Raw genomic sequence first — 26,526 nt, 5'->3', positions numbered from 1 at the left:
TCAGGCAAAGATCGTCACGGTCTGGCGACTCATGGCTATCAACTCTCCCTTCGCGCTCCACAGCTTGGCGGCGACATGGCCGTAGCCGTCGGCGGCGTATTCGATATCGGCCAGGTATTGGCACCAGTCCAGCGTACTGAAGTCGTGCAACGGCTGAACGAATTCAATGGTCCAAGTCAGCGTGCTCCCCGGTGCAGGCTTCTTCAGATACGGCAACAGCGCCGGTGGCCAGGCATCCACCAGCGCCAACAGATGCGCCTCGTTGACCGGCTCCTCTTTGACATCCCCACGCAAGCGCACCCAACCGCCCATCAAGCGCGATGGCGTGCCGGAGAACGGAATGCCACCGACGCTCCAGCGCATGGCCAGATGGCGCATGAATTCCGGGGTGACACCTTTGATATACGGCAGCTCCTGACATTCGTCCCAGTGTTTCATGGTTGGCGCCGGGTAGGCTTCGACGGCGACTTCCGAGGGCCGCGAGGCACCGAAGCTGCCCTGAATGATCGTCACCACCTGGCCATTCTGCATGGCTCGGCCCAACACCTGGCTGACCGCTTTGCCTTCGCGCAGCACGTCGACTTCGAAACTCACCGGCACGTCCGGCTCGACCGGGCCAACAAAGGTGATCGCCAGCGAACGCACCGGACGTTCCGACGGCACCCTGGCGCGCATGACTTCAAATTGCAGCGCGGCCACCAGTCCGCCAAAACTGGCCCGGCCCTGCCCCCATTCGGCGGGGATGGTCACCTCAGGTTGTTGGCGGACAGCATCGAGCAGATCGCAAAAGCGCATGGCAACCTCGGAAAGCGAAAAAGGAATGCGGGGATCTTAACCAGCCCGGGGCGGCGGCGCAGCGTCTATTCCGGTCAAATGGGCTGACAGATAGGCCTTGCACCTTTATCCGTCACACCGAATTCTCCTGTAGGAGTGAGCCTGCTCGCGATAGCGGTCTATCTGGCAGCGAAGTGTCGACTGATGAATCGCTATCGCGAGCAGGCTCACTCCTACAAGGGACCGTGTGGATTTCAGGGTTTGAAACAAGTGGCGCTGAGTTTTTCCAGCACTTGATCGGCCTTCAGTTCTGCCTTGATCAAACCCGCCTGCCAGGTTGCCACACACGGTTGCAGATCGGCCTCCTGCTCTGCGCGGGCCAGCCATTGCCAGCAATCGTGCCAATCGCCCAATGCGCCTTGCGCGGATTTCAGTTGTTTGTAAGCCGGTTTCGGCAAGCGATCCAGTTGCGGATAGGCTTCGATGCCATAGCGCACGCGTTTGATCAGCAGGCGCAGACGATGACGGTCGTGGGCGGGATCGTGCAGCGCCGCGTCGAGCTTCTGCCATTGCTTGCCCAGACGTTTTTCAATGCGCTTATCCAGATCCTTGAGCAGCCCCTGACGCTCGGACGCGCGCAAGAACCGTGGAAAGGCGTCAAGAATCATCAGCAACGAAGCAAGCTCCGCACTCGCCGCCAGCGCCGGATACGCCTCGGCCATTTGCGCCAGGCGCCGCTGCGCAGCCTCGGGTTGATCATGCTCGAGCAGATACGCCGCCAGCACCTCGCGATCACGCCACGGTGTGGTCAGATCGCCCACCGCCGAAGCTGCCGCCTCCAGTTGCTCGACACCCGGCAATCCGCGCAACGGCCGCAACAGACTGCGCAAGCGCCGCACCGTGGTGCGCAAATCATGCAACGCCTCGGGATCGGTGCGCGCATTCAACCTTGCCTGACACGCCAGCAGCCGCACATCCAGGCTCAACACATGAGCCACCAAACGATCGATCATGGGGGTCTACTCCGTAGGACAGCTGCAAGTTGCAAGCTACAAGCTTCAAGCTGAACGCGGTCGTTTTAAGCTTGCCGCTTGCAGCTAGAAGCTTGCAGCTGTTTTTTTAACGTCCTGCTCGGGATTCGCGAATGTAGAAGCGGGCTTTTTCGGCTTTCTTGCTGCAGCCTTCGAAGCCTTCGAATTGTTGCTGGGTCTTGGCGGCGGTCAGCAGCGACAGCGCTTTGGAATAGCTGACGGTGCCGGCGAAGCCTTCAGCCTTGGCCAGGTCCAGTTCGTGCCAGGCCGTATCGAGTTGGCTGCCGCAGCTGTCGCGGTACGCGGTTTTGCCGGCGCAACCGGCCAGAACCAGGGCCATCAACGGTACACAGATCCAGGCTTTCATCACTCACACCTCAAGGTAGGTCAACAGTCGTGCAGGTAAGACGGTCGAGCGGCGAAAAAGTGCCTCGCCCGCCGGCCAAACCGTGTGGCGCAGAGCATAGCGCGCAAGCGTGCGGCGCGAGCGAAAAACGACGTCACTGCCTCGCGCAACGACCTTGGCGATTGAGCCGCTTGGCCGATGCGTGCATTGTGCAGGCTTGTCCGGAGGAAGTTTGATGAAAAAGCGTGTCGCACTGGTGCTGGGCTCCGGTGGTGCCCGGGGCTATGCCCATATCGGCGTTATCGAAGAGATTGAAAGACGCGGCTACGACATCGCCTGCATTGCCGGTTGTTCGATGGGCGCGGTGGTCGGCGGGATCTATGCCGCCGGCAAACTGGATGACTACCGGCGCTGGATCGAAAGCCTCGATTACCTCGACGTGCTGCGTCTGGTCGACGTCAGTTTCCGCCTCGGCGCGATTCGCGGTGAAAAGGTCTTCGGGCAGATTCGCAAGATCGTCGGCGAGATCAACATCGAAGACCTGCGCATCCCCTACACCGCTGTCGCCGCCGACCTGACCAATCAGCAGGAAATCTGGTTTCAGGAAGGCTGCCTGCATCAAGCCATGCGCGCCTCGGCGGCGATTCCCAGTCTGTTTACGCCGGTGATGCAGGGCAACCGCATGCTGGTCGACGGCGGCATTCTCAATCCGTTGCCGATCGTTCCGGTGGTGTCCAGTCACTGCGATCTGATCATCGCGGTCAACCTCAACGCCACCAATCAGCGTCATTACAAATTACCGGTGATCGAGCGGCCCGCGGCGTTCCGTTCGCGCTTCGACAGTCTGATCAAATCCATGGGTTCGAAGTTGCCATTCCGGCGTAAACAGGCCGAGCAGTTGTTGAAACTGGAACAGGAGGCCCTGCGCGCCGAAGCGGCGGAAATCAATCCGTGGCTCGAAGGCGTCGAACCGGAAAGCCAGCAACCGGCCGCCGCCCCGGAACGCGAAGGCGCACCGAAATCCGCCACCGGTTCGTTCATCATCGATAACGTCGGGCCGGCGTCGCTGCTGGATCTGATCAACCAGAGTTTCGAGGTGATGCAGACCTCACTGGCGCAGTACAAGATCGCCGGCTATCCGCCGGATATCCTGATCAACGTGCCGAAGCGGGTGTGCCGGTTTTTCGAGTTCTACAAGGCGCCGGAATTGATTGCGCTGGGCAGACAGATTGCCAGTGATACGCTAGATCGGTATGAGCAGGAGCAGGGTTGAGATCTCCGTTGGCTGTCAGGCCCTCATCGCGAGCAGGCTCACTCCTACAATGGATTTATGCACGACGCAACCCCCCTGTAGGAGTGAGCCTGCTCGCGATGAGGCCATAAAAGACAACAAAAAATCTACAGCCCACCCTCCCCCAACAACCGATACCCAACCCCCGCCTCAGTCACGATAAACCGCGGCCGGGTCGGGTCATCCGCCAGTTTCTGCCGCAGATGCCCGACCACGATCCGCAGGTAATGACTGTCCTCGGTGTGCGTCGGTCCCCAGATATCCTTGAGCAATTGCTGCTGGGTGATCACTCGCCCCGGATGCCGCGCCAGTTGCGCGAGCACCGCGTATTCCTTGCGGGTCAGGGCGACTTCGGCGCCGTGGAGCAGCACCCGCCGATAGGCCAGATCCACGGTCAACGGGCCGACGTTCAGCGCCGCCGGCTGCGCCTCGCCCGCCGGGGCCTGGCGCAATAGCGCGCGAACCCGGGCGAGAAATTCCTGGATGCCGAAGGGTTTGGTCACGTAGTCATTCGCGCCGCCATCCAGCGCTTCGACCTTCTGCCCTTCACTGGCGCGCACCGACAGCACCAGCACTGGCGTGCTCGCCCATTCGCGCAACTCGCGCAGCACTTGCTGACCGTCCATGTCCGGCAGGCCGAGGTCGAGCACCACCAGGTCCGGTTTGCTCAGCGCGGCTTGCGCCAGGCCTTCGGCACCGGTACCCGCTTCGAGCACTTTATAGCCTTGTGAAGCGAGGCTGATGCGCAGGAATTTGCGGATCTGCGGTTCGTCGTCGATGACCAAAATGGTCGCGGTCTGGCTCATGAATTCACATCAACACAAAAGAGTGGCAAGAGAGTAGCGCAGTCGGCCTCAGGCTTCATTGTCCATCCCAGGTTGCGCCTGCAACGGCAGGTGCAAGGTGATGCAGGTGCCCCGCCCGTCGATGCCGTCAGCTACGGCGATGCGCCCACCGTGCGCGCCGACCATACCCTGACAGATCGCCAGTCCCAACCCGGTGCCCTGCCCGCCGCGATCACCGCGCGCGGCGGTGTAGAACATGTCGAAAATCTTCGCGCGATCCTCTTCGGGGATGCCCGGGCCTTCATCGCTGACCGAAAAGAAAATCTCCTGCTCATCCGCCCCGGCGCGCAGTTGCAAGCGACCGTGGCTCGGCGAAAAGCGCGCGGCGTTTTCCAGCACGTTGACCAGCGCTTGCTCGATCAACGCCGCGTGCACGTACAGCAGTGGCAACTCGGCCGGCACCTCGGTGCTGACCTGCAAAGGCGACAGCACCGCGCGCAGGCGATTGAGCGCACTGCCGACGATATCGGCCGGTGACACCCAGTCCCGCGCCAGCTTCAAGGCGCCGTGGCCGAGGCGGGTCATGTCGAGCAGGTTCTGGATGTAGCGGTCGAGGCGTTCAGCTTCATCGCGGGTGCCTTCGAGCAACTCGCGGCGATCCTCCAGCGGGATCGCTTCGCCGAGGGCCAACAGGCTGTCGATGCTGCCGCGCATGGCGGTCAGTGGCGTGCGCAAATCGTGGGACACCGAGGCCAGCAAGGCGCTGCGCAGTTGCTCGGTTTCGCCATGCAGCCGCGCCGCTTCGAGATCATCGGCCAACTGCGCGCGGGCCAGGGCCTGCGCCAGCGGCTGGCTCAGCGCAGTGAGCAAGCGTCGGCGCTGACCGCTCAAGATCTGGCCTTCCCTGGCGCAAACACCGAGCAATGCCAGCGGCCCGTCCTCGACCGACAGCGGCCACCACCACCAACGCCCAAGCGGCAAGGTGCCGGTGCCCTTGCCCGCTGGTTGATCGTGTTGCCACGCCCAATCGGCGGCGGCGCGTTCGGCCTCGGTGAATTGCAGCGGCCCGCCGGTTTCGACTTTCCAGCCGCCCTGCCCGTCGCGGTTGAGCAGGCACAGTTGCAGGTCGCTCCAGCCTTCGAGGTGTTGTGCGGCGGCGCTGACCACGGCCTGGCGATCAGTCGCGGCGGTGAGTTTGCGCGACAGGTCGAGCAATTCGCTGGTCTCTTCCTGGGTATCGCGCAGGGCCTGCAATTGCCGCCGCTGACGTGCCGCGAGGTTGCCGGTGAGCGCCGCCATCAGCAGGAAAAACAGCAGCGTCAGCACGTCTTCTTCGCGCTGGATGCTGAGCGAGAAATTCGGCGGAATGAACAGGAAATCGTAGGTCAGAAACGACAGCGCCGCACACGCCAGCGCCGGGCCAAGGCTGCTGCGCACCGCCACCAGCAACACCGCTGCGAGAAACACCAGCGAGATGTTCGGCAGCGGCAACACGCTCGACACCGCCCAGGCCAGGGCACTGGCCAACAACGTCGCGACCAGCGCCAGCGCATAGTCGAACCACACCAGCGTGAGCGGATTGCGCGGGCGCGGTGGGTGCTGTTCGTGATCACTGTCGAGGACGTTGATTTCCAGCCCATGAGCCTGACGCAGCAGCCGCGCCGCCAGGCCGCCGCCGAACAATCGACGGCGCAATCGCGGCCGCGACTGGCCGACCAGCAACAGACTGGCGCGGCGCTCGGCGGCGTGTTGAATCAGGGTTTTCGCCACTTCGCCGGCGCGCAACAGCACCACTTCGCCACCGAGGCGTTCGGCCAGTTGCTGCGCGCTTTGCAGACGCAACCGCGATTGCTCGTCGCGGGCACTGCCGTTGTCGACATGCACCAGACTCCACGGCAGATGCCGGCGCTGGGCGACGCGGCTGGCATGACGCACCAGACGCTCGGCCTGCGCATCGCCATCGACACCAACCAGCAAACGCCCGCGCACCGCCGGTGCCGCCTGACCGAGCTGGCGATAGCCTTGGGCGAGATCGTTATCTACCTGCGCAGCAGCGGTCTGCATCGCCAGTTCACGCAGGGCGGTGAGGTTGGTCTGGGTGAAGAACGCGTCGATAGCAGCGCGGGCCTGCTCCGGCACGTAGACCTTGCCTTCGCGCAGACGCTCGAGCAATTCACGCGGCGGCAGGTCGATCAGCAGCAGCTCATAAGCTTCCTGCAAGACCCAGTCCGGGAGCGTCTCGCGCACTTGCACGCCGGTGATGCCGCGCACCTGATCGTTGAGGCTTTCCAGGTGCTGGACGTTGACCGTGGTGAACACGTCGATGCCGGCGGCGAGCAGTTCCTGAATGTCTTGCCAGCGCTTGGCATGACGACTGCCGGGGGCGTTGCTGTGGGCCAGTTCATCGACCAGTACCAGCTTGGGTCTGGCAGCGAGAATGCCGTCGAGGTCCATTTCTTCGAGCAGCACGCCACGGTATTCGCTGCGCACCAACGGCTGCTGCGGCAGGCCGCCGAGCAAGGCTTCGGTTTCGGCGCGGCCATGGGTTTCGACCACCCCGGCGAGGACTTTCACGCCCTGGCGCAGTTGCGTGTGGGCAGCCTGAAGCATGGCGTAGGTCTTGCCGACACCGGGGGCGGCGCCGAGAAAAACCTTGAGCCGGCCACGGCCATCGCGGGGCAGGTCTGCTAACAGCGCGTCGGCGCGGCCGGAGTCGCTCATGCTGGGATTGCCTTGTTCGGTTTGAGATTGGTGTTAAGCGTCAAGAGATCGCAGCCTTCGGCAGCTCCTACAGGGTAATGCGATTCATGTAGGAGCTGCCGAAGGCTGCGATCTTTTGATCTACAGGTTTTGCAGTGCCAGGTTCAGCTCCAGCACATTCACCACCGGCGGCCCCACCAGCGGCTGTTCGATGTGCTTATCGAGCAGTTGCTGCAAGGTCGACACCGGCAGGTTACGCGCCGCCGCAACACGCGCCAGTTGATAGGCAATTGCTGCCGGTGGCAAGTGCGGATCGAGGCCGCTGGCGGAGGTGGTCAGCAGTGCCAGTGGCACCGGGCCCTGGCCGGGGACTTGTTGTTTGTGGGCGTCTTCGATCACTCGGGCTGCCAGGGCCGGATTGCTCGGCGCGAGGTTGCTGGCGCTGCTGGCCACTGTGGCAAAAGCCCCGGCGGACGGGCGTGGGTGAAACCAGTTGTCGCCGCTGAAATCCTGGGCGATCAGCGACGAGCCGCGAACCTTACCGTCGGCGTCGTGGATCAGGCTGCCGTTGGCTTGGGCCGGGAATGCGACCTGGGCGATGCCGGTCACCACCAGTGGATAGGCGACGCCGGTGACCAGGGTCATCAGTGCCAACAGGGTCAGGGCCGGGCGTATCATTGTGGACATTTCAAGATCCTCGAATTCGTTGGGCAAACTTTTGCGGGGTGTCAGGGAGATCTTTTCCCCCTCACCCCAGCCCTCTCCCCCAAGGGGGCGAGGGGGAAAGGGAGCCGATCTTTGTGCCGTTCAAAACCTGAGTACACCTCGGTATTTCAGGTCGATACAGCTCCCGTCGTCACCTCGGTCAGTCCCCTCTCCCCCCGGGAGAGGGCTAGGGTGAGGGGCTCTTTTCTAATCGTCACACCAGATGCAACGCCGTAAGCAGCATGTCGATCGCCTTGATCCCCACGAACGGCACGACAATCCCGCCCACGCCATAGATCAGCAGATTGCGCCGCAACAACGCCGCCGCACTCGCCGCCTGCACGCGCACGCCGCGCAACGCCAGCGGAATCAGCACGACGATGATCAGCGCGTTAAAGACGATGGCCGAGAGAATCGCGCTCTGCGGACTGCTCAGGTGCATGATGTTCAGCACGCCCAGCTGCGGATAAATCGAGGCGAACAGCGCCGGCAGAATCGCGAAGTATTTGGCGATGTCGTTGGCGATGGAAAAGGTCGTCAGCGCGCCGCGAGTCACCAGCAATTCCTTGCCGATCTGTACCACGTCGAGCAGCTTGGTCGGGTCGCTGTCGAGATCGACCATGTTCGCCGCCTCGCGTGCCGCTTGCGTACCGTCGTTCATCGCCATGCCGACGTCTGCCTGGGCCAGTGCCGGGGCGTCGTTGGCACCGTCGCCGCACATGGCGACCAGGCGACCGTCGTTCTGCTCGTGACGAATGCGCGCGAGTTTTTTCTCCGGCGTGGCTTCGGCAAGCACGTCATCGACGCCCGCTTCAGCGGCGATGGCCGCAGCGGTCAGCGGGTTGTCGCCGGTGACCATCACCGTGCGAATCCCCAGTTTGCGCAGCTCGGCAAAACGCTCGCGGATGCCCGGTTTGACCACGTCCTTGAGATGAATCGCGCCAAGCAATTTGCCGTCAGCGCAGACCAGCAACGGCGTGCCGCCGCTCTGGGCGATCCTGTCGATTTCCCGCGCCAGCGCCGGGGCCAGATCGGTGCGCTGCTGACCGAGAAACGCCAGCAGCGAATCCACCGCACCTTTGCGATACACGCGGCCCTGATAATCCACGCCGGACAAGCGGGTTTCCGCGCTGAACGGTACGGCGGTCAGGGTTTCCGGGGCAGGCTCCGGTTGTGGATGCAGACCACGGAGGAACTCGACGATCGATTTGCCTTCAGCGGTTTCATCGGCAAGCGACGCAAACAACGCACCTTCGGACAGCTCACGGCCGGTCACACCCGGCGCGGCATACACCGCGCTGCAACGACGGTTACCGAAGGTGATGGTGCCGGTCTTGTCGAGCAACAGCACATGCACGTCACCCGCCGCTTCTACTGCGCGACCGGACTTGGCGATCACGTTGAGGCGCACCAGACGATCCATCCCGGCGATACCGATGGCCGACAGCAGACCGCCGATGGTGGTCGGAATCAGCGTGACCAATAACGCCACAAGGAACACCAGCGGCAGGCTGCCATTGGCAAAGTGCGCGAACGGTTGCAGGGTGACGACCACCAGTAGAAAGATCAGGGTCAGGCCGATCAGCAGAATGTCCAGCGCGACTTCGTTCGGGGTCTTCTGGCGTTTGGCGCCTTCGACCAGCGCGATCATGCGGTCGAGGGTCGACTCACCGGGATTGGCGGTGATCTTCACCAGCAGCCAGTCGGACACCAGCCGCGTGTTACCGGTAACGGCGGAACGGTCGCCGCCGGACTCGCGGATCACCGGCGCCGATTCACCGGTAATTGCCGCTTCGTTGACCGCCGCGATGCCTTCGATGACTTCGCCGTCACCGGGGATCATCTCCCCGGCCTCGACACGCACCACGTCGCCCTTGCGCAGATTGGCAGCCGGCACGATCTTGAAACTGCCATCGGCCTGGCGGCAGCGCGCACTGAGGCCTTCGCTGCCGGCCTTGAGGCTGTCGGCGCGGGCCTTGCCGCGACCTTCGGCCAAGGCCTCGGCGAAGTTGGCGAACAGCACGGTGAACCACAGCCACAGGGCGATTTGTGCGGCGACGAAGGTCGGCACGTCGGCATCCGGGATGAAGCACAGCACGGTGGTGAAAATCGCCGTCAGTTCGACCACCAGCATCACTGGCGAACGCGCCAGTTGCCGTGGGTCGAGCTTGACGAAGGCTTGCACCAGCGCCGGCCGCCACAGGGCCGAGATCGCGGTTTTTGCTTGTTCCGGCGCCTTGACAGCGGCGGGTTTGATTGCAGGCATATTCATGGATGGATTCCTTGGAAGCCCATACTTAAATGTTCGGCGACAGGACCGAGCGCCAGCGTCGGCAAGAACGTCAGGCCGCCCACCAGCAAAATGGTCACGGTCAACAGGGTCACGAACAGCGGGCCGTGCGTCGGGAAGCTGTTCTGTCCGACCGGTGCGCTTTTCTTCATCGCCAAACTACCGGCCAGTGCCAGCACCGGCAGGATGTAGCCGAATCGACCGATCAACATGCCCAGGCCGAGCATCAGGTTATGGAACGGGGTGTTCGCGCTCAGGCCACCGAATGCCGAGCCGTTGTTGGCGCTGGCCGAGGTGTAGGCGTAGAGCAACTGACTGAAACCGTGGGGGCCGGGGTTGCTGATGGTCGCCGCCGGGCCGGGTAGCACCGCAGCAATGGCGCCGAGCACCAGCACACCGACCGGCATCACCAGCAGCGTCACCACCAGCAACTGCACTTCGCGGGCCTGGAGTTTCTTGCCGAGGTATTCCGGGGTGCGGCCGATCATCAGACCGGCGAGGAACACCGCGATCAGCACGTTGAGCAACATGCCGTACAGCCCGGCGCCGACACCGCCGAAGATCACCTCGCCGACCATCATGTTGACCAGCGCGACCATGCCGCTGAGCGGGTTGAGACTGTCATGCATGGCGTTGACCGAACCGTTCGAGGCCGCCGTCGTCGTCACCGACCACAGCACCGTGGCGGTGGTGCCGAAGCGCGCTTCCTTGCCTTCCAGCGGCGCGGTCTGCTCGACGGCGGTGTTGTTCAGGGTCGGATTCGGCTGATACTCGGCCCACAGCGAGGTCGCGCCGCCGATCAGGAACAGCGCCAGCATGCAGGCGATGATCGCGCGGCTCTGACGCAGATCCTTGACGTAGTGGCCAAAGGTGAACACCAGCGCCACCGGAATCAGGATGATCGAAGCGACTTCGAACAGGTTGCTCCACGCCGTCGGGTTCTCGAACGGATGCGCCGAGTTGACGCCGAAGAAACCGCCACCGTTGGTGCCCAGTTGCTTGATCGCAATCTGGCTGGCGGCCGGGCCGAGCGGGATCACTTGATCGACGCCCTGCAAGGTCACGGCATTCACATACTGGGCGAAGGTTTGCGGCACGCCCTGCCAGACCAGATACAGCGCCAGCAGCAGGCACAGCGGCAGCAGGCCATAGAGCGTGGCGCGGGTCATGTCGACCCAGAAGTTGCCGAGGGTTTTCGTCGATTTACGGCCGATGCCACGGCACAGCGCGACCAGAACGGCGAGGCCGGTGGCAGCGCTGACGAAGTTCTGCACGGTGAGGCCGACCATCTGGCTCAGGTAGCTGAGGGTTGCCTCGCCGCTGTAGGACTGCCAGTTGGTATTGGTCATGAAACTGACCGCGGTGTTGAATGCCTGCGTCCATTCCTGGCCCGGCAGGTTTTGCGGGTTCAGCGGCAGGTGGTCCTGGAACAGCAGAATCGCAAACAGCAGCAGGAAACCGGCGAGGTTGAAGGCCAGCAGCGCCAGCGTGTACTTCTGCCAGCTCTGCTCCGCCTGCGCATCGACCCCGGCGAGACGATAGCAACCGCGCTCGACCGGGCCGAGAATCGGCGTCAGCCAGGTGCGCTGGCCCTCCATGACCTTGTAATAAAAGCGCCCGAGAAACGGCGCCGGCAACAGGACCAGCGCGAAAAACCCGAGGATCAGCCAATAGTCATAACTGTGCATAGCCGCTCCTAGTTCCGGTCCGCGCGCAACAGCGCAACCAACAGATAAATGAACAGCCCCACTGCCAACAGCAGTGACACCCCGTCCAGAACGCTCATGGAAGATCTCCGTGTTACGGCGTATTGCCGTGTGTGCGCTGATTGTCGGGAAGGTCGCTGTAAAGGAACGAGAGCGAGGCGCGGCGCGGGACATAAAGAAAGCGTAAAGAGTGGGTTTATGCGGGCTTTACAGGGAGATTTCTGGTGTTTGTACAGGCCCCATCGCGAGCAGGCTCACTCCTACATTTGGAATGCGTCGCCCTGTAGGAGCGAGCCTGCTCGCGAAGGCGGCGGCGCAGACAACATCGCACCCAACTGGCGCACAAAACCCACACATCCAGCGCCAATCATCCCCGCTGCGACAGCTTTGAACTCATTACGACTTGTTTCACGGCAGTGGCACGCCCACTGCACGCGCCCTCCCCGGAGCTTTCCAACCATTGCGGGAGCAAGCGCATGAACACACAACTCAAACCGACGCTGGGCACGTTGCACCTGTGGGGCATTGCCGTGGGGCTGGTGATTTCCGGGGAATATTTCGGCTGGAGTTACGGCTGGGGCGTGGCGGGCACGCTGGGCTTTCTGGTGACTTCATTCATGGTCGCGACCATGTACACCTGTTTCATCTTCAGTTTCACCGAATTGACCACCGCAATTCCCCATGCCGGCGGGCCATTTGCCTACAGCCGCCGTGCGTTCGGCGAGAAAGGCGGATTGATCGCGGGGCTGGCCACACTGATCGAATTCGTCTTCGCCCCGCCGGCGATTGCCTTGGCGATCGGTGCTTATCTGAATGTGCAATTTCCGGCCCTCGACCCGAAACACGCAGCGGTTGGCGCGTACATCGTGTTCATGAGCCTGAACATTCTCGGGGTGAAACTGGCGGCGACGTTCGAGCTGATCGTCTGCGTGCTGGCGGTGGCTGAGTTGCTTGTTTTCATGGGCGTAGTCGCGCCGGCGTTCAGCTTCAGCAACTTCGCGCTGAATGGCTGGGCCGGCTCCGACGTCTTCGGCGCGCCGGCGATTGCCGGGATGTTCGCGGCGATTCCCTTTGCCATCTGGTTCTTCCTCGCCATCGAAGGCGCAGCGATGGCCGCCGAAGAAGCCAAGGATCCCAAGCGCACGATCCCGAAAGCCTACATCAGCGGCATTCTGACCCTGGTGCTGCTGGCCATGGGCGTGATGTTCTTTGCCGGCGGCGTCGGCGACTGGCGCACCCTGGCCAACATCAACGATCCGTTGCCACAAGCGATGAAAACCGTGGTCGGTGACAACTCCGGCTGGCTGCACATGCTGGTGTGGATCGGCCTGTTCGGGCTGGTCGCCAGTTTTCACGGGATCATTCTCGGCTACTCACGACAGTTCTTCGCCCTCGCCCGCGCCGGCTATCTGCCTGCTTCGCTGGCTAAGCTCTCGCGCTTCCAGACACCACACCGCGCGATCATCGCCGGCGGGCTCATCGGCATTGCCGCGATCTACAGCGATGGCCTGATCAACCTCGGCGGCATGACACTGACAGCTGCGATGATCACCATGGCCGTGTTCGGCGCAATCGTGATGTACATCATGAGCATGCTCAGCCTGTTCAAACTGCGTAAAACGGAACCGAATCTGGAGCGCACCTTCAGGGCGCCGTGTTACCCGCTGGTGCCGTTGATTGCGCTGATACTGGCCGTGGTTTGCCTGGTGGCGATGGCGTGGTTCAACACGCTGATCGGGCTGATTTTCCTCGGCTTCATGGCGGTCGGGTTCTGTTACTTCCTGCTTACCGGACAACTGCGCGCCGATGCACCGGCGGATGCGATGCTCACAGGCCTGTAACGCCCCGTCCCCTACAAAAATTTGGGATCCACCGGGGGCAAGCGGCCTGGAAGGGAACCACTGCGAGTTCACTTCGCTCAAAAGTGGTATGCAGCATCGCACGGCGAAATCCTCGCCCGTCGAGCTGCCATTAAGGAGAGCCGTTATGCCCTGGTATGCCTGGTTGATTCTGGTCGTTGCGATCGGCTCGATTGTTGGCGGATTGATGATGTTGCGCGACACCGCCAACAAGGTCGAACTGACCGATGAAGAACGCAAGCGCGTCGCACAGCGCAATGCCGAAGCGGACGCCAAGGACGCACAGGACCGCTGACACCAGACCCCGCTGCAATGGCGGGGTTGGTTTTTCCAATGCAATCGGACTTACTGGCAGGCTTTTTAGATTTTAGAAGTACAGTCACCATTTAATCTTCCGTGGTTAAGATGGCAACATCGTCGCGGAGAGCTCCACATGCGTTACTCGCCAGATCACAAAGCCCAGACCCATCAGCGCATCATCAAGGAAGCCTCGGCGCGCTTTCGCAAGGACGGCATCGGCGCGACCGGCCTGCAACCTTTGATGAAGGCCCTCGGCTTGACCCATGGCGGTTTCTACTCGCACTTCAAATCAAAGGAAGAACTGGTCGAAAAAGCCCTGCAAGCGGCCGGCGAGCAGGTCGCGGGCCTGTGTGAAGACATCTTCGCGCAGGAAAACCCTCTGCAGGTCTTTATCGATACCTACCTGTCAGAGTGGCATCAGACCTCGCCCCACGAAGGCTGCCCGCTGCTGACCATTTCCTCAGAGCTGGGCCTGCGCGGCCAGCCGAGCCCAACCAGCGACGAAGTCCTCAATGCTCGACTCAGCCAGATTCAAGGCACACTCGCAGGCGACAATATTGCCGATCGCAGCATTGTCATCATGGCGACCCTGGCGGGTGCACTGCTGCTGTCGCGCAGCGTCGCCGATGCCGACTTCGCTCAGCGCATCCTCGACGTCACCCGCGAGCATCTCAAGCAATCGACCGATTAACCTCCCCAGCGCTTGAACAACACACTCGCATTGACCCCGCCAAAACCGAAGCCATTGGACAACGCAAACTCGATCGGCATCGGCCGCGCCTCGCCATGGACAATGTCCACCCCTTCGCTCGCTGGATCCGGGTTTTCGAAGTTGAGCGTCGGCGGCACCACCTGATCACGGATCGCCAGCAGGGTGAAAATCGCTTCCAGCCCACCCGCCGCGCCGAGCAGATGTCCGGTAGCGGATTTGGTCGACGTTACGGCGATTTTGTTCTGCGCACCGAACACCGCCTTGATCGCGGCCAACTCGCCCAGGTCGCCAACCGGCGTTGAAGTGGCGTGAGCGTTGAGATGTTGCACCTGCGCCGGCGTCACGCCACTCTGGGCCAGAGCCAGTTGCATCGCCCGCCGCGCGCCGCTGCCGTCTTCCGGCCCGGCGGTCAGATGATAGGCATCGGCGGTGGTGCCGTAGCCCACCAGTTCGGCCAACGGTTTTGCCCCCCGCGCCAGAGCATGCTCCAGCGACTCGATGACCAGCAGGCCGGCCCCCTCACCCATCACGAAGCCATCGCGCCCGCTATCGAACGGACGGGAAGCTTTCTCAGGGGTGTCGTTGTAACCGCTGGACAACGCCCGCGCGGCGGCGAAACCCGCCAGACTGACGCGATCGATCGACGCTTCCGCGCCGCCACATACGGCGATGTCCGCCTCTCCCGAGCGAATCAACCGCGCCGCGTCGCCGATCGCCTGAACCCCGGCTGCACATGCGGTCACCGGTGCGCCCAACGGCCCTTTCAGGCCATGCTGGATCGAGACATGACCGGCCGCGAGATTGACCAGAAACGATGGAATGGTGAACGGTGACAAACGCCGAGGACCACGGCTGTCGGTGGTACGCACGGCATCGGCAATCGCACCGAAACCGCCGACTCCCGAGCCGATGATCGTCGCAGTGCGCTCCTGGCTTTCCGCGTCCGCTGGATGCCAGTCGGCCTGCTCCAAAGCCTGCCGCGCCGCTTCCATGGCAAACAGGATGAAGCGATCCATCTTCTTCTGTTCTTTGGGTGGCGTTGCGCGATCCGGGTCGAACCCGGCCTCGGCGTCCTCCTCGACCGTCGGCACACGGCCGCCCACCCGGGTCGGCAGATCAGCCACGACCGCGTCAGGCAAATTGCGCAACCCGGAATGCCCGGCGAGCAAACGCTTCCAGACGATTTCAACATCACTGCCCAAGGGTGAAACCAGGCCCATGCCCGTGACGACGACTCGACGTTGGTTCATACCGTGGTGACCCCTTTATCAATTCAATATTCGACGTATCGCGGCGTGCTGCGATTCGGCTACTGCGTCAGCGACGAAATGCCGAGCAGCTCGGCCGATGCCGTTTCGGCTGCTGAATCAGCCCCAAGCGGAATTTATTATAGGCATAATCAAGGCGCAATATGATACCCGTAATGTTTAGCCTGTACGCCTCCACTGGTCGACAGCCAATAAAAAGGCCGGTCAATGACCGGCCTCTCGGCGTTGAACTGTCAGCTTAGTTCACTTCCAGCTTGTCACGGTTGCGATCCAGAATCGCCTTGCCGATCCCCTTCACTTCCAGCAACTCATCCACCGATGCGAACGGCCCGTTTGTATCACGATATGCAACAATCGCTTGCGCCTTCGCCTCTCCCACACCCGACAACTCCTTTTGCAGTGTCGCCGCATCCGCGCCATTGAGATCGACCTTCGCGCTTGCCGAGGGCGCAGCCGCCTCCATCAGCAAAGGCGCCTTTGTTGTCTCGGTCGGCTCTACAGGGGCAGCAATGGCAGCGATCGAGGCGCTGGTGAGGAAAGCAAAGATCAGCGAGTAGAAATAACCGGTACGCATAAGTGACGCTCCATCATCGTTTTAGAAAGCAGCTTTTCCGAAGCTGCTCTCCAAACGTAGGTCATGCTGGAGCGATGTCAAAAATGCGTGCGTTACAGAATGTGAAACAATCAAGGCTCGAGGCGGCGTTGCTGGTAGATCCAGTCGACGATGTCGCCGTCGGGTGTATAGCCGCTGACGGTTTCGCGCAGGAGCTGCCGGACGTGGGTGTAGTTGTCGCTATCAACGGCTGACAGCAGTTCGCTTAGCCGCGCTTTCAGTACATCCCATGGCAGATGGTCCTCATGGGCGCTCATGATCATCGGATGCGGGGTGGCGGCGACGTTATCGCCGATCAACAACTCTTCGTAGAGCTTTTCGCCGGGACGCAGCCCGGTGAACTCAATGGAAATATCGCCTTGCGGGTTGCGGTCCGAGCGCACGCTCAGACCGGAGAGATGGATCATTTTCTCGGCGAGCTCGACGATCCTCACCGGCTCGCCCATGTCCAGCACGAATACATCGCCACCTTGCCCCATGGAGCCGGCCTGAATCACCAACTGCGCAGCCTCGGGAATGGTCATGAAGTAGCGGGTGATTTTCGGATGGGTAACCGTCAGCGGCCCGCCGGATTTGATTTGGCTGTGGAACAACGGGATCACCGAGCCGGACGACCCCAGCACATTGCCGAACCGAACCATGGTGAAGCGGGTTTTGTTGACCCTTGAAACGTTGGACTTGTCGCCAAACAGTACCGGAGCAATCTCGTGACTGAGCGCCTGCAGCACCAACTCGGCCAGGCGTTTGGTACTGCCCATCACATTGGTCGGGCGTACAGCCTTGTCGGTAGAGATCAGCACGAAATTGGCAACACCCGATTGCAGGGCGGCCTGCGCAGTGTTCAAGGTGCCGATCACGTTGTTCAGCACACCTTCGGCAATATTGTGCTCGACCATGGGTACATGTTTGTAAGCGGCGGCGTGATAAACAGTGTCGACGTGCCAGGTTTTCATCACGTCCAGCAGCTTGTGCGGATGGCGCACGGAGCCGAGGATGGGCAGCAGTCTGACCTTTCCCGACTCCCTGCAACTGCGCTGCTCGAGTTCGGACAGAATGCTGTAGAGATTGAATTCACTGTGATCGAACAACAGTAGCGTGGTCGGTCCCAAGGAAAAAATCTGCCGGCACAGCTCGGATCCGATCGACCCACCGGCACCGGTCACCATGACCACTTTGCCCTTGATGCAGCGCTGGAGCAGGTCCGGTTGTGCCGGCACCGCATCGCGCCCCAACAGGTCAGCAATGTCGACTTCCTGAATATCCTCGACTCTCACCCTGCCACTGGCCAGATCGGTGAAATTCGGCACGCTGCGGATATGCAGAGGAAAACCCTCGAGCAGATTGAGGATTTCCCGCCGCCTGGCCCGGGTGGAGGATGGCAGGGCCAGCAGGATTTCCTGCGCACCGGTGACGTCGATCATTTCCTGAATGTGCTTGGGTTTATAGACATGCAGACCCGAGATCGAACGGTCAGCGATACTGGCATCATCGTCGATGAAAGCCACGGGGCGCATGACCTTGCCCATGCGCAACGCGGCAACCAACTGATTGCCGGCGACGCCGGCGCCGTAAATGGCGACCTTGGTCAGGCCATTGTCACGATTGGTGAAGGGCACGTGCTGTGCTGCAGTGAACCAGTCGCCCATGAAGTACTGGCGCATGCACAGGCGCAGTCCGCCGATGATGACCAGGCTCAACCACCAGTAATTGAAAATGATCGAACGCGGGACCACAGCCTCATGGTTGCTGTACCAGTACACGACAACGGCCAGGATCAGCGAAGAGAGACTGACGGCCTTGATGATGGCAATCAGGGCATCATTGCCGAAATAGCGCATGACCGCCCGGTACATACCGAAGCGGATGAACAAGGGAATGGCGACAACGGGTGCGCAGACAAACAGCCAGACATGCACTCTGAACGGGTTATACATGTCATCAATGCCCAGGCGCACGATGAACGCCAGCCACAGGGCTGCCCAGACCAGGACGATGTCCGTTGCCACCTGAATCAGGCGCTTGCGTCGCCTTGGCAATGCGACGAGCCGTTCCCGAACCTTGTCCATCAACTCTTCAAACACTCAGTTTTCTCCCTTCAACTGCTGTATCCCTCTGCGAAACTGCTGGCATGCCCTGCACTGTAAACCCAAATGACAGAACTGTTACCCGCGGATTTCCGAGCTCTTTTCCAGTTCGCCGGCGCGATACCTGATCGCCAGCCACAGCAAAGGAGCATAGGCGACAATAATGCCCACGCTCCCGTCCAGACCGAAATGCATGACGGCCACGGCAATCGGCAACAACCAGAACATATTGATCACGGCAACGGCAATAGTGACGGGCAGATGAGCGCCAAACCGACGAGAGGCATATTGATAGGCATGACTGCGGTGCGCCTCATAAACTTTATCGCCGCGCAGCAGGCGCCGAAACAGCGTGAACGTCGCGTCGACAATGAATACGCCGAGCAGAATCAACCAACCCCACAGCAGTTCGGCATTCTGTCCCGCCGCCTGGAGCGACAAGCCTCCCAGCACGATACCGAGAAACCCACTGCCGGCATCGCCCATGAAGATCCTCGCGGGCGGGAAATTCCAGAACAGGAAACCGCCGACGCAAACTGCGAGCAAAAGCGGGGCCCATACCAGCTGCGGCCAGCCACCCAGCCAGCCAAGAAGACAGGCACCGAGGCACACGCAAATGGCTTCGACACTGGCGATCCCGTCGATGCCATCCATGAAGTTGTAGAGGTTGAGCAGCCAGACCAGATAAAAGGCCGCCAGCACATCACCGACAACGCCCAGGTCGACCAGCACGCCCCAAATCCGCAAGGCAGGCAGTCCGCCCATCCACCAGAGCAACCAGATCGCCGCGGCAAAATGCCCCAACAAGCGCCAGCGTGCGGCGATGTGTCCATGGTCGTCCATGAAACCAACCACGGCGACCAGCGTACCCGCCCCGGCGATGGCCAAAAATGGCGCAAACGCGAGCAGATCCCGCCACAGCAGATAAACCAGCGCCACTATGAATGTCAGAACAATCGCCACCCCGCCCCCGCGCGGGGTTGGCACCGAATGCGAGCTTCGCGCGTTGGGAATATCCATCAGGCTTCGTGACAATGCGTAATGGCGCAAAACCCAGGTCAGCGTGAGGGAGAAAAGCGCGATGATCGCGATGAACCATCCGTAATTCATATTTCGCGAGTATCCAGAAAATGCTGCGCCGTCAGGCTCAAGGCGCGATCAAGGGGCACAGGAGGCACCCAGTTCAATAATTGGCGGTTCTTGCTGATGTCGACCTGCAGAGAACCGAAGATTCTCTGCGACAGGGCTTCACGCCCCAGCAACCTGGCCACACCGCTCATCAAGCCGACAGGGACCGGCACCAACCGGGCCGGTCTGCCGAGCGCAATGCCAAGCCTGCGCAACAGTTGAGTGGTCGACACATCTTCACCATCACTGGCCAGGAATACCTGGTTTGCAGCGGCCGGGTGCTCGACGCACGTCAGCAAAAGGTCGATCAGATTGTCCAGCCCCAGCAGGCTGCGTCGGTTGTCGACAGTACCGAATGGCAGCGGCACGCCTCGAACGAGCCAGCGCATCATGCCGAGGAAATTGGCTTTGACCCCAGGCCCGTAAACCAACACCGGTCGAATGATCACGACTTCCATGCCAGTCTCCTTCGCCAGCGCCTGCAACACCTGCTCCGCCTCGTATTTCGAGATACCGTACGGATCGACCGGAGCAGGTACGTCGTCGGCGCAGTACGGCCGGCCCGGCGGAGTACCTTCGCCATTGACCTTGATCGAACTGACGAAGATGAAACGCCGCACTCCGGCCGCCGCAGCTTGCCGGGCAAGATCCAGAGTGCCTTGGACATTGACCTGACGAAACGCTGCCAGCGGATCAACAGCCACCTCGTTCATGACGTGGACCCGGGCTGCCGCATGAATGACGCAATCGACGCCCTGCAGCGCTTCCGACAGATCCTGCCCGCTGCCAAGACCGGACCACTGGATCGCACGCATGCGAGGGTCGACGGCCGTTTCGGCGCGGCGCAGAGGGGCCACGACACGGCAGTCCGCTGACGCGAGCAATTGCCCGATCAATGCCCGGCCCACGAAACCGTTGCCACCCGTTACCAGAAATGTCTTGGTGCTCATGGGCGACCCTTGGAAGAAATGGATGCTGCAAACACACTGCAGCGACGCTGTTGCAAGTGGCGGAACCGCACGTGTGGCGCGACGCCAGGAAAATCGGATCGGCTATCGACTTGAGGCGGGCAGTTTATTGAATCGTCGACGTCATAGCCACTTCTGTGGCGACAGCAATCCTGCAAGCTGCATCTACCGCATAGCCCGACACTGGCGCTAATTGCACTTTGCTGTTGGAGCGGACTCAGGGTACGGATAGAATCCGTGCGGAAAAGTGATCAGAGCGCTCGCCGCTACAGGATTTTCAGATCCGTCATCACGCCAAATCTCGGCTAACACCGGCCAAAATCAAGATAGCAGACGCCTTTTGCTTCGAAATGGAGAGCACCCATGCAACAGATCAACAACCTCGCAGCGAAGATCGACAAGTTCAAGTCGCAGATTAATGCTTCGGTGCAGCGCGTGGTCGACAGCGGGTGGGTGGTTTTAGGACCGGAAGTCAAACGCTTTGAAACGGCATTCGCAGAGTATCTGCAGGCTGGCCATTGCGTCAGCGTCGCCAATGGAACCGACGCCATCGAGCTGGCGCTCAAGGCACTCGGTGTCGCTGATGGCGATCAGGTCGCTACAGTGGCCAATGCCGGCATGTACACCACCACATCGGTACTGGCCATCGGCGCCACTCCGCTGTTCATGGATGTTGACCTGGACACTCATGTAGTCACATTGGCGAGCGTCAAGCAGGCGATCGAAGCCGGGGCCAAAGCCGTAGTCGTCACCCACCTGTATGGTCTGGCAGTGCCGGACATCAAGGCGATCGCCGCGTACTGCGCGGCGCACAAGGTTGCCCTGCTGGAAGATTGCGCCCAGGCTCATGGCGCCGAGCGCGATGGTCAGCGGGTGGGTACCTTCGGGGACGCTTCCAGTTTCAGCTTCTATCCTACGAAGAATCTCGGCGCCCTGGGCGACGGCGGCGCTGTCGTGACCAATTCGGCTGCGATAGCCCAGCGTGTGGCGCAATTGCGTCAGTACGGCTGGTCCTCCAAGTACTGCGTGGAGCTCGCGGGCGCCCGCAATAGCCGCCTGGATGAAATGCAGGCAGCCATCCTGTCCGAGTTCCTGCCGCACCTCGATGAGGGCAATGCCCGCCGTCGCGAAATTGCCCAGCGCTACCGCAACGAGATCCAGCACACAGAGGTCAGTCATGCGCAGGATGCAGGCCTGGCCTCGGTGGCCCATTTGTATGTGATCAAATCCCCGAAGCGCGACGCCCTGCAGCAGCACTTGCGTCAGGCGCAGATCGCCTCCGACGTTCACTATCCGATTCCCGACTACAAACAACCGGTGTTCGGTGAGCAGTTTGCCGGCCTGAGCCTGGCCAATACCGAACAACTGGCATCGCTGATCCTGACGCTGCCCTGCTACCCGGAAATGAGCGATGCAGAAGTCGGCAACGTCATCGCTGCGGTCAATGGATGGGCTGCATGAGATATTCGGTCATCGTCCCGGTCTATAAAAACGCGGATTCCATACCCCGGCTGATCCAGGCGCTGACGGACATGAACACCACCCTAGAGAACCAGCTCGAGGTGGTATTCGTCGTGGACGGCAGCCCTGACGATTCGTTTCTGCTGCTCAAACAGGCTTTGGGCGCAATGAGCTTTTCCGCACAATTGCTGGCCCACTCGCGCAACTTCGGTTCGTTCCCCGCCATACGCACCGGCCTGATGGCTGCCAAGGGTGATTATTTCGGTGTGATGGCCGCTGATCTGCAAGAGCCGCCAGAACTCCTGATCAACTTTTTCAGGTCGCTTGCCAACGATGAGTGCGACGTCGCCATCGGTACGCGCAACGCCCGCCAGGATCCGTTTTCCAGTCGGATGGCGTCATCGATCTTCTGGGGCCTGTATCGCCGCCTGGTGGTGCACGACATGCCGCCAGGAGGGGTCGACATCTTCGGCTGCAACAAAGCGTTTCGCGAGCAGCTGCTGCAGTTGAACGAGTCGCGCTCGTCGCTGATTGCGCTTATTTTCTGGCTCGGCTTTCGGCGCAAGTTCATCGAATACGAACGGCAGACACGCCTGGAAGGCAAATCGGCGTGGACCTTCAAGAAGAAGCTCGAGTACATGATGGACAGTGTGTTCGCGTTTACCGATTACCCGATCAGACTGCTCACACGCATGGGCGCCATGGGTTCGCTCATTTCGCTGTTCATCGGTTTCATGGTGATCATTGCGAAGCTGTCTGGAGCTATCGAGGTGCCAGGGTATGCCGCCACCATGCTGGTGGTGCTCTTGTTGGGCACACTCAATCTGCTCGGCCTGGGACTCGTGGGCACCTATGCCTGGCGCGCCTACGAAAACAGCAAGCAGCGACCGCTTGCCATTGTCTGCATGAAACTCGACAACAAGGAACATTCCAATGACTGAGCCGTTCATCCACGCCAGCGCCGATGTAAAGAGTTCGAAGATCGGCAAGAACACACGCATCTGGCAATACGTTGTGGTCTTCCCGGACGCGGTGATTGGTGACGACGTCAACGTCTGCTCGCACTCACTGATTGAAAATGACGTGGTGATCGGTGATCGCACCACCATCAAGTCCGGTGTCTACGTGTGGGACGGCTTGCGGATCGGCTCCGACGTATTCATCGGCCCGAACGCCACGTTCACCAACGACAAGTTCCCACGCTCGAAGGTATATCCGGAGTCGTTTTCGCAGACGGTCATTCAGGACGGCGCCTCGATTGGTGGCGGCGCGGTCATTCTGCCTGGCGTCACCATCGGTACCGGCGCAATGGTGGGTGCAGGTGCGGTCGTTACCAAATCCGTACCTCCGTACGCCATCGTGACCGGCTCTCCGGCCCGTATAACAGGCTACGTGGAAAACTCCGCATCCAGTGATGCAACCAAGACTCCTGCCGTCAAAACCCAGGAGCAGGATGATGCGGTAGTGCGTATCGGCGTCGGCGATGTCACCACCCACCGCTTCAAATACATTGCGGACATGCGCGGCGACCTCTCCGTGGGTGAGTTCCACAAGGAAATCCCGTTTACCCCCAAGCGTTATTTTCTCGTGTTCAATGTCCCGAGCCAGAAGACCCGCGGCGAGCATGCCCACCACAAGTGCCACCAGTTTTTGATTTGCGTGAAAGGCAGCTGCGCAGTGGTAGTCGACGACGGTACCAACCGAGCAGAAGTGATGCTCGATGCTCCGAACAAGGGCATCTATCTGCCGCCACTGACCTGGGGCATCCAGTACAAATATTCCGAAGATGCGGTACTGCTGGTGTTCACCTCGGACTATTACGAAGCTGACGATTACATCCGTGATTATTCAGAGTTCACCAAGCTGACCGCAAAAAAAACAACGCCGTGACTACACTGAAGGACAATCCGCAAGTTCGCCGCTGGATCAGCTTCCTGATCGGCGGCGGACTCAATACCGGAATAACCTACTGCCTCTATCTGTTGCTCAGCTATGTGATCAACTACCAGATAGCCTATGCGATCGCCTATGTTGCCGGAATAGTCTTTGCCTACTTCTTCAACTCGAAAGTCGTGTTCAAGGTCGAGCACTCGGTAATCGGCATGCTTGTTTATCCGAGCATTTATCTCGTGCAGTACGTACTCGGCGCAGTTTTACTCAATGTGCTGGTCGAGCACTTGAATATGCACAAGGCTGTCGCACCGATTCTGGTCATATTGCTTCTCCTACCCTCAAGTTACCTTCTAAACAAAGTCGTTCTCAAGGCAACTCATAAAACCAAGCCCGCGAAGGATTAACAGGCGCCCCATGACAACTACGAAACCGGCATTGCCTGCGATGCCTATTCATACCTATAGCAGGTCGATGCTATGGCTTGCCCACTTGGCTCCGGCACTGCTGACCGTTGTGTTCATATGGCTGCCCTTCGGATTTTTGCTGACCGGGCTTATTGAGGAATGGGGTGTAATCGGCCTCTTCAGCAGAGCGGGGCTGTTTTTCGTAACAGACATTTCAAGCCCCTTGCCTGCTCATGCCTTGCGACCACTGACGGTATTTCCCCACGCGGTTGCTTATTTTCTCGACCCGAACAGTTTCAATTTCTGGCACATATTGCTGATGGTTGCACTGACGATCAAAGGCGCCTCATTGAGTTTGCTTACCACGCGGGTGACAGGCTCTATCAAATGGGGAATGTTCGCCAGCATTCTGGTCATCATTTATCCAGCTGACACGATGCAGCTCTCGTTCCGGGCGATCCACATCAATTGGGCATTGAGCCTGGTATTGATTGGCAGCGTCTTGCTGCTCGCAGCAACTGACCAGAACAGCAAACTCCGCGGGACATTCCTGAGCCTGGCTGCTGGCTTCCTGCTGGCTTGTGCCAGTGCAATGTATGAAGCCTCCCTGCTGCTCGTCGCAATTCCGTTTCTGGTCGCGTTCGCACAGACGGGATTCAAGCGATTGTTTTCGAATCTGAAAGACAATTGCCTGTACTACGTGATCTGGGTTTCCGGCGCCCTGACGTATATTGCTTATGTCATTCATACTGCGCCGCTGGTAAAAAGCTATCAAAGCGTGCTGGCTGGCGGCAGCGCACTGACGACGCTGATGACGTACTATCCCAATCTGTTCAAAGTGGGCCTGTTTCGCAGTATCTTCGGCGGCTGGATCGATGCACTGCGCATCACTCGCATCGAGATAATCAGTTATTGGTACCTGGTAGTTGCGACTGCACTACTGATGGGATTGATTTATATCTTCTTGAAGAGATCAGTAAAACCCGTCGCATTCGAAGAAAAAAGCGCCAACCTCGCAATCGTTTTCCGGCTCGCCTTGATCGGCCTCGCCCTTATTTGCATCGGCTACGCTCCGTTTCTGCTTTCGCCTCCGCATATGGCGATCAGCCAACGGACCTTTTTATTCGCCACACCGGGCGCCGTCCTGTTCGCAGTCTCAATGCTCTGGGCTTTGAGCAAAGCATCCAAAGCACTGACCTCGGCAGGATTCGCCGCGCTCATCTTCACTGGCCTCGCCTTCCAGCTGTTCCAGTTTCACCATTACATTGAAATTTCCAGGCAACAGCAGCTCGCGCTCAGGGACATTGTTCAAAATTTCGACGGCAACGCAGCTGATAAGACCCTGTTGATACTCGACTACAACAATCAGCTCAATCATGTCTGGATGTTCTTGAATCCTGATCTGGCAAACGTTCTTACTTACATTTATGGCAAACCCGTCAACGACATTCAGGTTTGCTATATGCCTAGTCGCGAATGGCAAGCTCCAACACCTTCGGTACAACGCAAGGGCACTTGCGAAGAGGGCAAAGATGACTGGACATTCAACTTTCCATCGCCTGTTACTGGCCCAGGCATGGAGTTGGCACCCGCTACCCCGAGCATGAAGCTCTCCAAGTCGAAAGTGGTCACGGTGGTAGTCGGGGACAGAAAGCCGAACGCGGAAAATGGTTTATCGGCATCCTACCGCACGGAGCTGGAATCGGGCGATACGCCGACCAGCCTGCGCTACCGTGGAATTACCGAAACCAAACCGTGGTTTGACTTTTTCAAATTTCGCGACCAATTGGCCAAAGATGAATACTCCTGGGGCTTTGGCAACTGGTGGAATCTCGACCTTCCTACGGCTGGCTCTGGATGGCGCGACGCAGATTGGGAACCTCGCCGGTTCAATCACATTGCTACGGCCTGGATGAATGCACCGCAAGCGTCACTTTACTTCGATATCGAGCCGAAAAACGCGCCTTACGTACTGAGCGGTTTTTTCGACGCGTTCCCGAACGAGGCGAGCCGCAGCAACATGAAGTTCAGAATCAACGGCGCAGAGATTCCTGTTGAATGGAGCGAGGTTGGAAAGTTCACTGGGACAGTGGACCCTAAACTTTTGAAAACGGGACGCAATGTACTCGAGTTCGAGACGGTCCCGAACCATGATTACTACGGTTACTCTGCCCGGCTGGACTGGGTCAAGATCGTACCTGAATAACC

23 protein-coding genes are annotated in these 26,526 nt (G+C 60.2%); 9 read left to right on the top strand and 14 right to left on the bottom strand.

Translation table 11 applies throughout. The annotated features are described in order from the left end of the window. From BLU71_RS02870 to BLU71_RS02860, 3 genes are all read right to left on the bottom strand, one after another. On the bottom strand, positions 1-795 hold the full coding sequence (locus BLU71_RS02870; protein ID WP_064361529.1) for an acyl-CoA thioesterase: 795 nt from the start codon (positions 793-795) through the stop codon (positions 1-3). A 233-nt stretch (positions 796-1,028) separates the two neighbouring features. Then, positions 1,029-1,787: a CHAD domain-containing protein gene (locus BLU71_RS02865; protein WP_042607905.1), complete on the bottom strand. Its 759-nt coding sequence runs from the start codon at positions 1,785-1,787 to the stop codon at positions 1,029-1,031. Between the two features lie 106 nt (positions 1,788-1,893). Then, complete coding sequence (locus BLU71_RS02860) at positions 1,894-2,172, bottom strand: lipoprotein (protein ID WP_042607906.1); 279 nt, start codon at positions 2,170-2,172, stop codon at positions 1,894-1,896. Positions 2,173-2,386: 214 nt separating this feature from the next. On the opposite strand from BLU71_RS02860, the gene BLU71_RS02855 reads away from it, so the two are divergent. Beyond that, entirely contained in the window at positions 2,387-3,424 is a 1,038-nt protein-coding gene (locus BLU71_RS02855) for a patatin-like phospholipase family protein (RefSeq protein ID WP_042607907.1), read from the top strand. Positions 3,425-3,549: 125 nt separating this feature from the next. On the opposite strand, the gene BLU71_RS02850 is transcribed toward BLU71_RS02855, so the two are convergent. The 6 genes from BLU71_RS02850 to kdpF form a co-directional block, all read right to left on the bottom strand. Beyond that, a complete protein-coding gene (locus tag BLU71_RS02850; protein WP_083352258.1) occupies positions 3,550-4,248 on the bottom strand; it encodes a response regulator in 699 nt (232 codons plus the stop codon). A gap of 48 nt (positions 4,249-4,296) precedes the next feature. After that, positions 4,297-6,948 carry a sensor histidine kinase gene (locus tag BLU71_RS02845; RefSeq protein WP_083352257.1) on the bottom strand — a complete coding sequence of 884 codons (2,652 nt, stop codon included), beginning with the start codon at positions 6,946-6,948 and terminating at the stop codon, positions 4,297-4,299. Between the two features lie 120 nt (positions 6,949-7,068). Continuing rightward, entirely contained in the window at positions 7,069-7,614 is a 546-nt protein-coding gene (gene kdpC / locus BLU71_RS02840) for a potassium-transporting ATPase subunit KdpC (RefSeq protein ID WP_083352256.1), read from the bottom strand. A gap of 232 nt (positions 7,615-7,846) precedes the next feature. Then, positions 7,847-9,904, bottom strand: coding sequence for a potassium-transporting ATPase subunit KdpB (kdpB, locus tag BLU71_RS02835; protein WP_064361523.1), 2,058 nt, complete (start codon positions 9,902-9,904; stop codon positions 7,847-7,849). Further along, entirely contained in the window at positions 9,901-11,610 is a 1,710-nt protein-coding gene (gene kdpA / locus BLU71_RS02830; protein ID WP_065616876.1) for a potassium-transporting ATPase subunit KdpA, read from the bottom strand. The genes kdpB and kdpA overlap by 4 nt, the downstream gene beginning before the upstream one ends. Positions 11,611-11,618: 8 nt before the next feature. Then, the gene (gene kdpF, locus BLU71_RS02825; protein WP_007899818.1) at positions 11,619-11,708 is read right to left on the bottom strand and encodes a K(+)-transporting ATPase subunit F; all 90 of its coding nucleotides are present in this window, start codon (positions 11,706-11,708) and stop codon (positions 11,619-11,621) included. A 396-nt stretch (positions 11,709-12,104) separates the two neighbouring features. Between kdpF and eat the strand changes: the two genes are divergently transcribed. From eat to BLU71_RS02810, 3 genes are all read left to right on the top strand, one after another. After that, positions 12,105-13,469 carry an ethanolamine permease gene (gene eat / locus BLU71_RS02820; protein ID WP_042607913.1) on the top strand — a complete coding sequence of 455 codons (1,365 nt, stop codon included), beginning with the start codon at positions 12,105-12,107 and terminating at the stop codon, positions 13,467-13,469. 145 nt (positions 13,470-13,614) lie between these two features. Next, complete coding sequence (locus tag BLU71_RS02815; protein WP_016770901.1) at positions 13,615-13,782, top strand: DUF2897 family protein; 168 nt, start codon at positions 13,615-13,617, stop codon at positions 13,780-13,782. A 138-nt stretch (positions 13,783-13,920) separates the two neighbouring features. Beyond that, positions 13,921-14,478: a TetR/AcrR family transcriptional regulator gene (locus BLU71_RS02810; protein ID WP_083352255.1), complete on the top strand. Its 558-nt coding sequence runs from the start codon at positions 13,921-13,923 to the stop codon at positions 14,476-14,478. Here the strand turns inward: BLU71_RS02810 and fabF are convergent. From fabF to BLU71_RS02785, 5 genes are all read right to left on the bottom strand, one after another. Further along, on the bottom strand, positions 14,475-15,749 hold the full coding sequence (gene fabF, locus BLU71_RS02805; protein WP_083352254.1) for a beta-ketoacyl-ACP synthase II: 1,275 nt from the start codon (positions 15,747-15,749) through the stop codon (positions 14,475-14,477). The genes BLU71_RS02810 and fabF overlap by 4 nt on opposite strands. Positions 15,750-16,005: 256 nt before the next feature. Next, on the bottom strand, positions 16,006-16,341 hold the full coding sequence (locus BLU71_RS02800; protein WP_083352253.1) for a ComEA family DNA-binding protein: 336 nt from the start codon (positions 16,339-16,341) through the stop codon (positions 16,006-16,008). A 110-nt stretch (positions 16,342-16,451) separates the two neighbouring features. Then, entirely contained in the window at positions 16,452-18,446 is a 1,995-nt protein-coding gene (locus tag BLU71_RS02795; protein ID WP_042607966.1) for a polysaccharide biosynthesis protein, read from the bottom strand. Between the two features lie 96 nt (positions 18,447-18,542). After that, complete coding sequence (locus BLU71_RS02790) at positions 18,543-19,574, bottom strand: MraY family glycosyltransferase (RefSeq protein ID WP_083352252.1); 1,032 nt, start codon at positions 19,572-19,574, stop codon at positions 18,543-18,545. Next, positions 19,571-20,542, bottom strand: coding sequence for a UDP-glucose 4-epimerase family protein (locus tag BLU71_RS02785; protein ID WP_083352251.1), 972 nt, complete (start codon positions 20,540-20,542; stop codon positions 19,571-19,573). Before BLU71_RS02785 ends, BLU71_RS02790 begins: the two co-directional genes overlap by 4 nt. A 381-nt stretch (positions 20,543-20,923) precedes the next feature. Here BLU71_RS02785 and BLU71_RS02780 point away from each other — a divergent pair, with 381 nt between their 5' ends. Genes BLU71_RS02780 through BLU71_RS02760 form a run of 5 tightly spaced genes read left to right on the top strand, consistent with a single transcriptional unit; the run spans position 20,924 to position 26,524 of the window. Beyond that, positions 20,924-22,021: a DegT/DnrJ/EryC1/StrS family aminotransferase gene (locus tag BLU71_RS02780; RefSeq protein ID WP_083352250.1), complete on the top strand. Its 1,098-nt coding sequence runs from the start codon at positions 20,924-20,926 to the stop codon at positions 22,019-22,021. Next, on the top strand, positions 22,018-22,962 hold the full coding sequence (locus BLU71_RS02775; RefSeq protein WP_042607920.1) for a glycosyltransferase family 2 protein: 945 nt from the start codon (positions 22,018-22,020) through the stop codon (positions 22,960-22,962). The genes BLU71_RS02780 and BLU71_RS02775 overlap by 4 nt, the downstream gene beginning before the upstream one ends. Next, positions 22,955-23,911, top strand: coding sequence for a WxcM-like domain-containing protein (locus BLU71_RS27860; RefSeq protein WP_042607921.1), 957 nt, complete (start codon positions 22,955-22,957; stop codon positions 23,909-23,911). Before BLU71_RS02775 ends, BLU71_RS27860 begins: the two co-directional genes overlap by 8 nt. Next, positions 23,908-24,318, top strand: coding sequence for a GtrA family protein (locus BLU71_RS02765; RefSeq protein WP_223259132.1), 411 nt, complete (start codon positions 23,908-23,910; stop codon positions 24,316-24,318). The genes BLU71_RS27860 and BLU71_RS02765 overlap by 4 nt, the downstream gene beginning before the upstream one ends. 10 nt (positions 24,319-24,328) lie before the next feature. Further along, positions 24,329-26,524: a hypothetical protein gene (locus BLU71_RS02760; RefSeq protein ID WP_083352249.1), complete on the top strand. Its 2,196-nt coding sequence runs from the start codon at positions 24,329-24,331 to the stop codon at positions 26,522-26,524. The last annotated feature ends 2 nt before the right edge of the window (positions 26,525-26,526 follow it).

This window comes from Pseudomonas moraviensis (genome assembly GCF_900105805.1).
Taxonomy (GTDB): Bacteria; Pseudomonadota; Gammaproteobacteria; order Pseudomonadales; family Pseudomonadaceae; genus Aquipseudomonas; species Aquipseudomonas moraviensis_A.
This window is presented reverse-complemented; position numbering and strand designations above follow the sequence as displayed.

Coding starts and splice junctions, on each gene's coding strand:
- kdpB (WP_064361523.1), bottom strand. CDS start 9,904: ATGAATATGCCTGCAATCAAACCCGCCGCTGTCAAGGCGCCGGAACAA.
- BLU71_RS02865 (WP_042607905.1), bottom strand. CDS start 1,787: ATGATCGATCGTTTGGTGGCTCATGTGTTGAGCCTGGATGTGCGGCTG.
- BLU71_RS02760 (WP_083352249.1), top strand. CDS start 24,329: ATGACAACTACGAAACCGGCATTGCCTGCGATGCCTATTCATACCTAT.
- BLU71_RS02810 (WP_083352255.1), top strand. CDS start 13,921: ATGCGTTACTCGCCAGATCACAAAGCCCAGACCCATCAGCGCATCATC.
- BLU71_RS02780 (WP_083352250.1), top strand. CDS start 20,924: ATGCAACAGATCAACAACCTCGCAGCGAAGATCGACAAGTTCAAGTCG.
- BLU71_RS02800 (WP_083352253.1), bottom strand. CDS start 16,341: ATGCGTACCGGTTATTTCTACTCGCTGATCTTTGCTTTCCTCACCAGC.
- BLU71_RS02790 (WP_083352252.1), bottom strand. CDS start 19,574: ATGAATTACGGATGGTTCATCGCGATCATCGCGCTTTTCTCCCTCACG.
- BLU71_RS27860 (WP_042607921.1), top strand. CDS start 22,955: ATGACTGAGCCGTTCATCCACGCCAGCGCCGATGTAAAGAGTTCGAAG.
- BLU71_RS02850 (WP_083352258.1), bottom strand. CDS start 4,248: ATGAGCCAGACCGCGACCATTTTGGTCATCGACGACGAACCGCAGATC.
- BLU71_RS02845 (WP_083352257.1), bottom strand. CDS start 6,948: ATGAGCGACTCCGGCCGCGCCGACGCGCTGTTAGCAGACCTGCCCCGC.
- fabF (WP_083352254.1), bottom strand. CDS start 15,749: ATGAACCAACGTCGAGTCGTCGTCACGGGCATGGGCCTGGTTTCACCC.
- BLU71_RS02870 (WP_064361529.1), bottom strand. CDS start 795: ATGCGCTTTTGCGATCTGCTCGATGCTGTCCGCCAACAACCTGAGGTG.
- eat (WP_042607913.1), top strand. CDS start 12,105: ATGAACACACAACTCAAACCGACGCTGGGCACGTTGCACCTGTGGGGC.
- kdpA (WP_065616876.1), bottom strand. CDS start 11,610: ATGCACAGTTATGACTATTGGCTGATCCTCGGGTTTTTCGCGCTGGTC.
- BLU71_RS02795 (WP_042607966.1), bottom strand. CDS start 18,446: ATGGACAAGGTTCGGGAACGGCTCGTCGCATTGCCAAGGCGACGCAAG.
- BLU71_RS02815 (WP_016770901.1), top strand. CDS start 13,615: ATGCCCTGGTATGCCTGGTTGATTCTGGTCGTTGCGATCGGCTCGATT.
- BLU71_RS02860 (WP_042607906.1), bottom strand. CDS start 2,172: ATGAAAGCCTGGATCTGTGTACCGTTGATGGCCCTGGTTCTGGCCGGT.
- BLU71_RS02775 (WP_042607920.1), top strand. CDS start 22,018: ATGAGATATTCGGTCATCGTCCCGGTCTATAAAAACGCGGATTCCATA.
- kdpF (WP_007899818.1), bottom strand. CDS start 11,708: ATGAGCGTTCTGGACGGGGTGTCACTGCTGTTGGCAGTGGGGCTGTTC.
- BLU71_RS02785 (WP_083352251.1), bottom strand. CDS start 20,542: ATGAGCACCAAGACATTTCTGGTAACGGGTGGCAACGGTTTCGTGGGC.
- BLU71_RS02855 (WP_042607907.1), top strand. CDS start 2,387: ATGAAAAAGCGTGTCGCACTGGTGCTGGGCTCCGGTGGTGCCCGGGGC.
- kdpC (WP_083352256.1), bottom strand. CDS start 7,614: ATGTCCACAATGATACGCCCGGCCCTGACCCTGTTGGCACTGATGACC.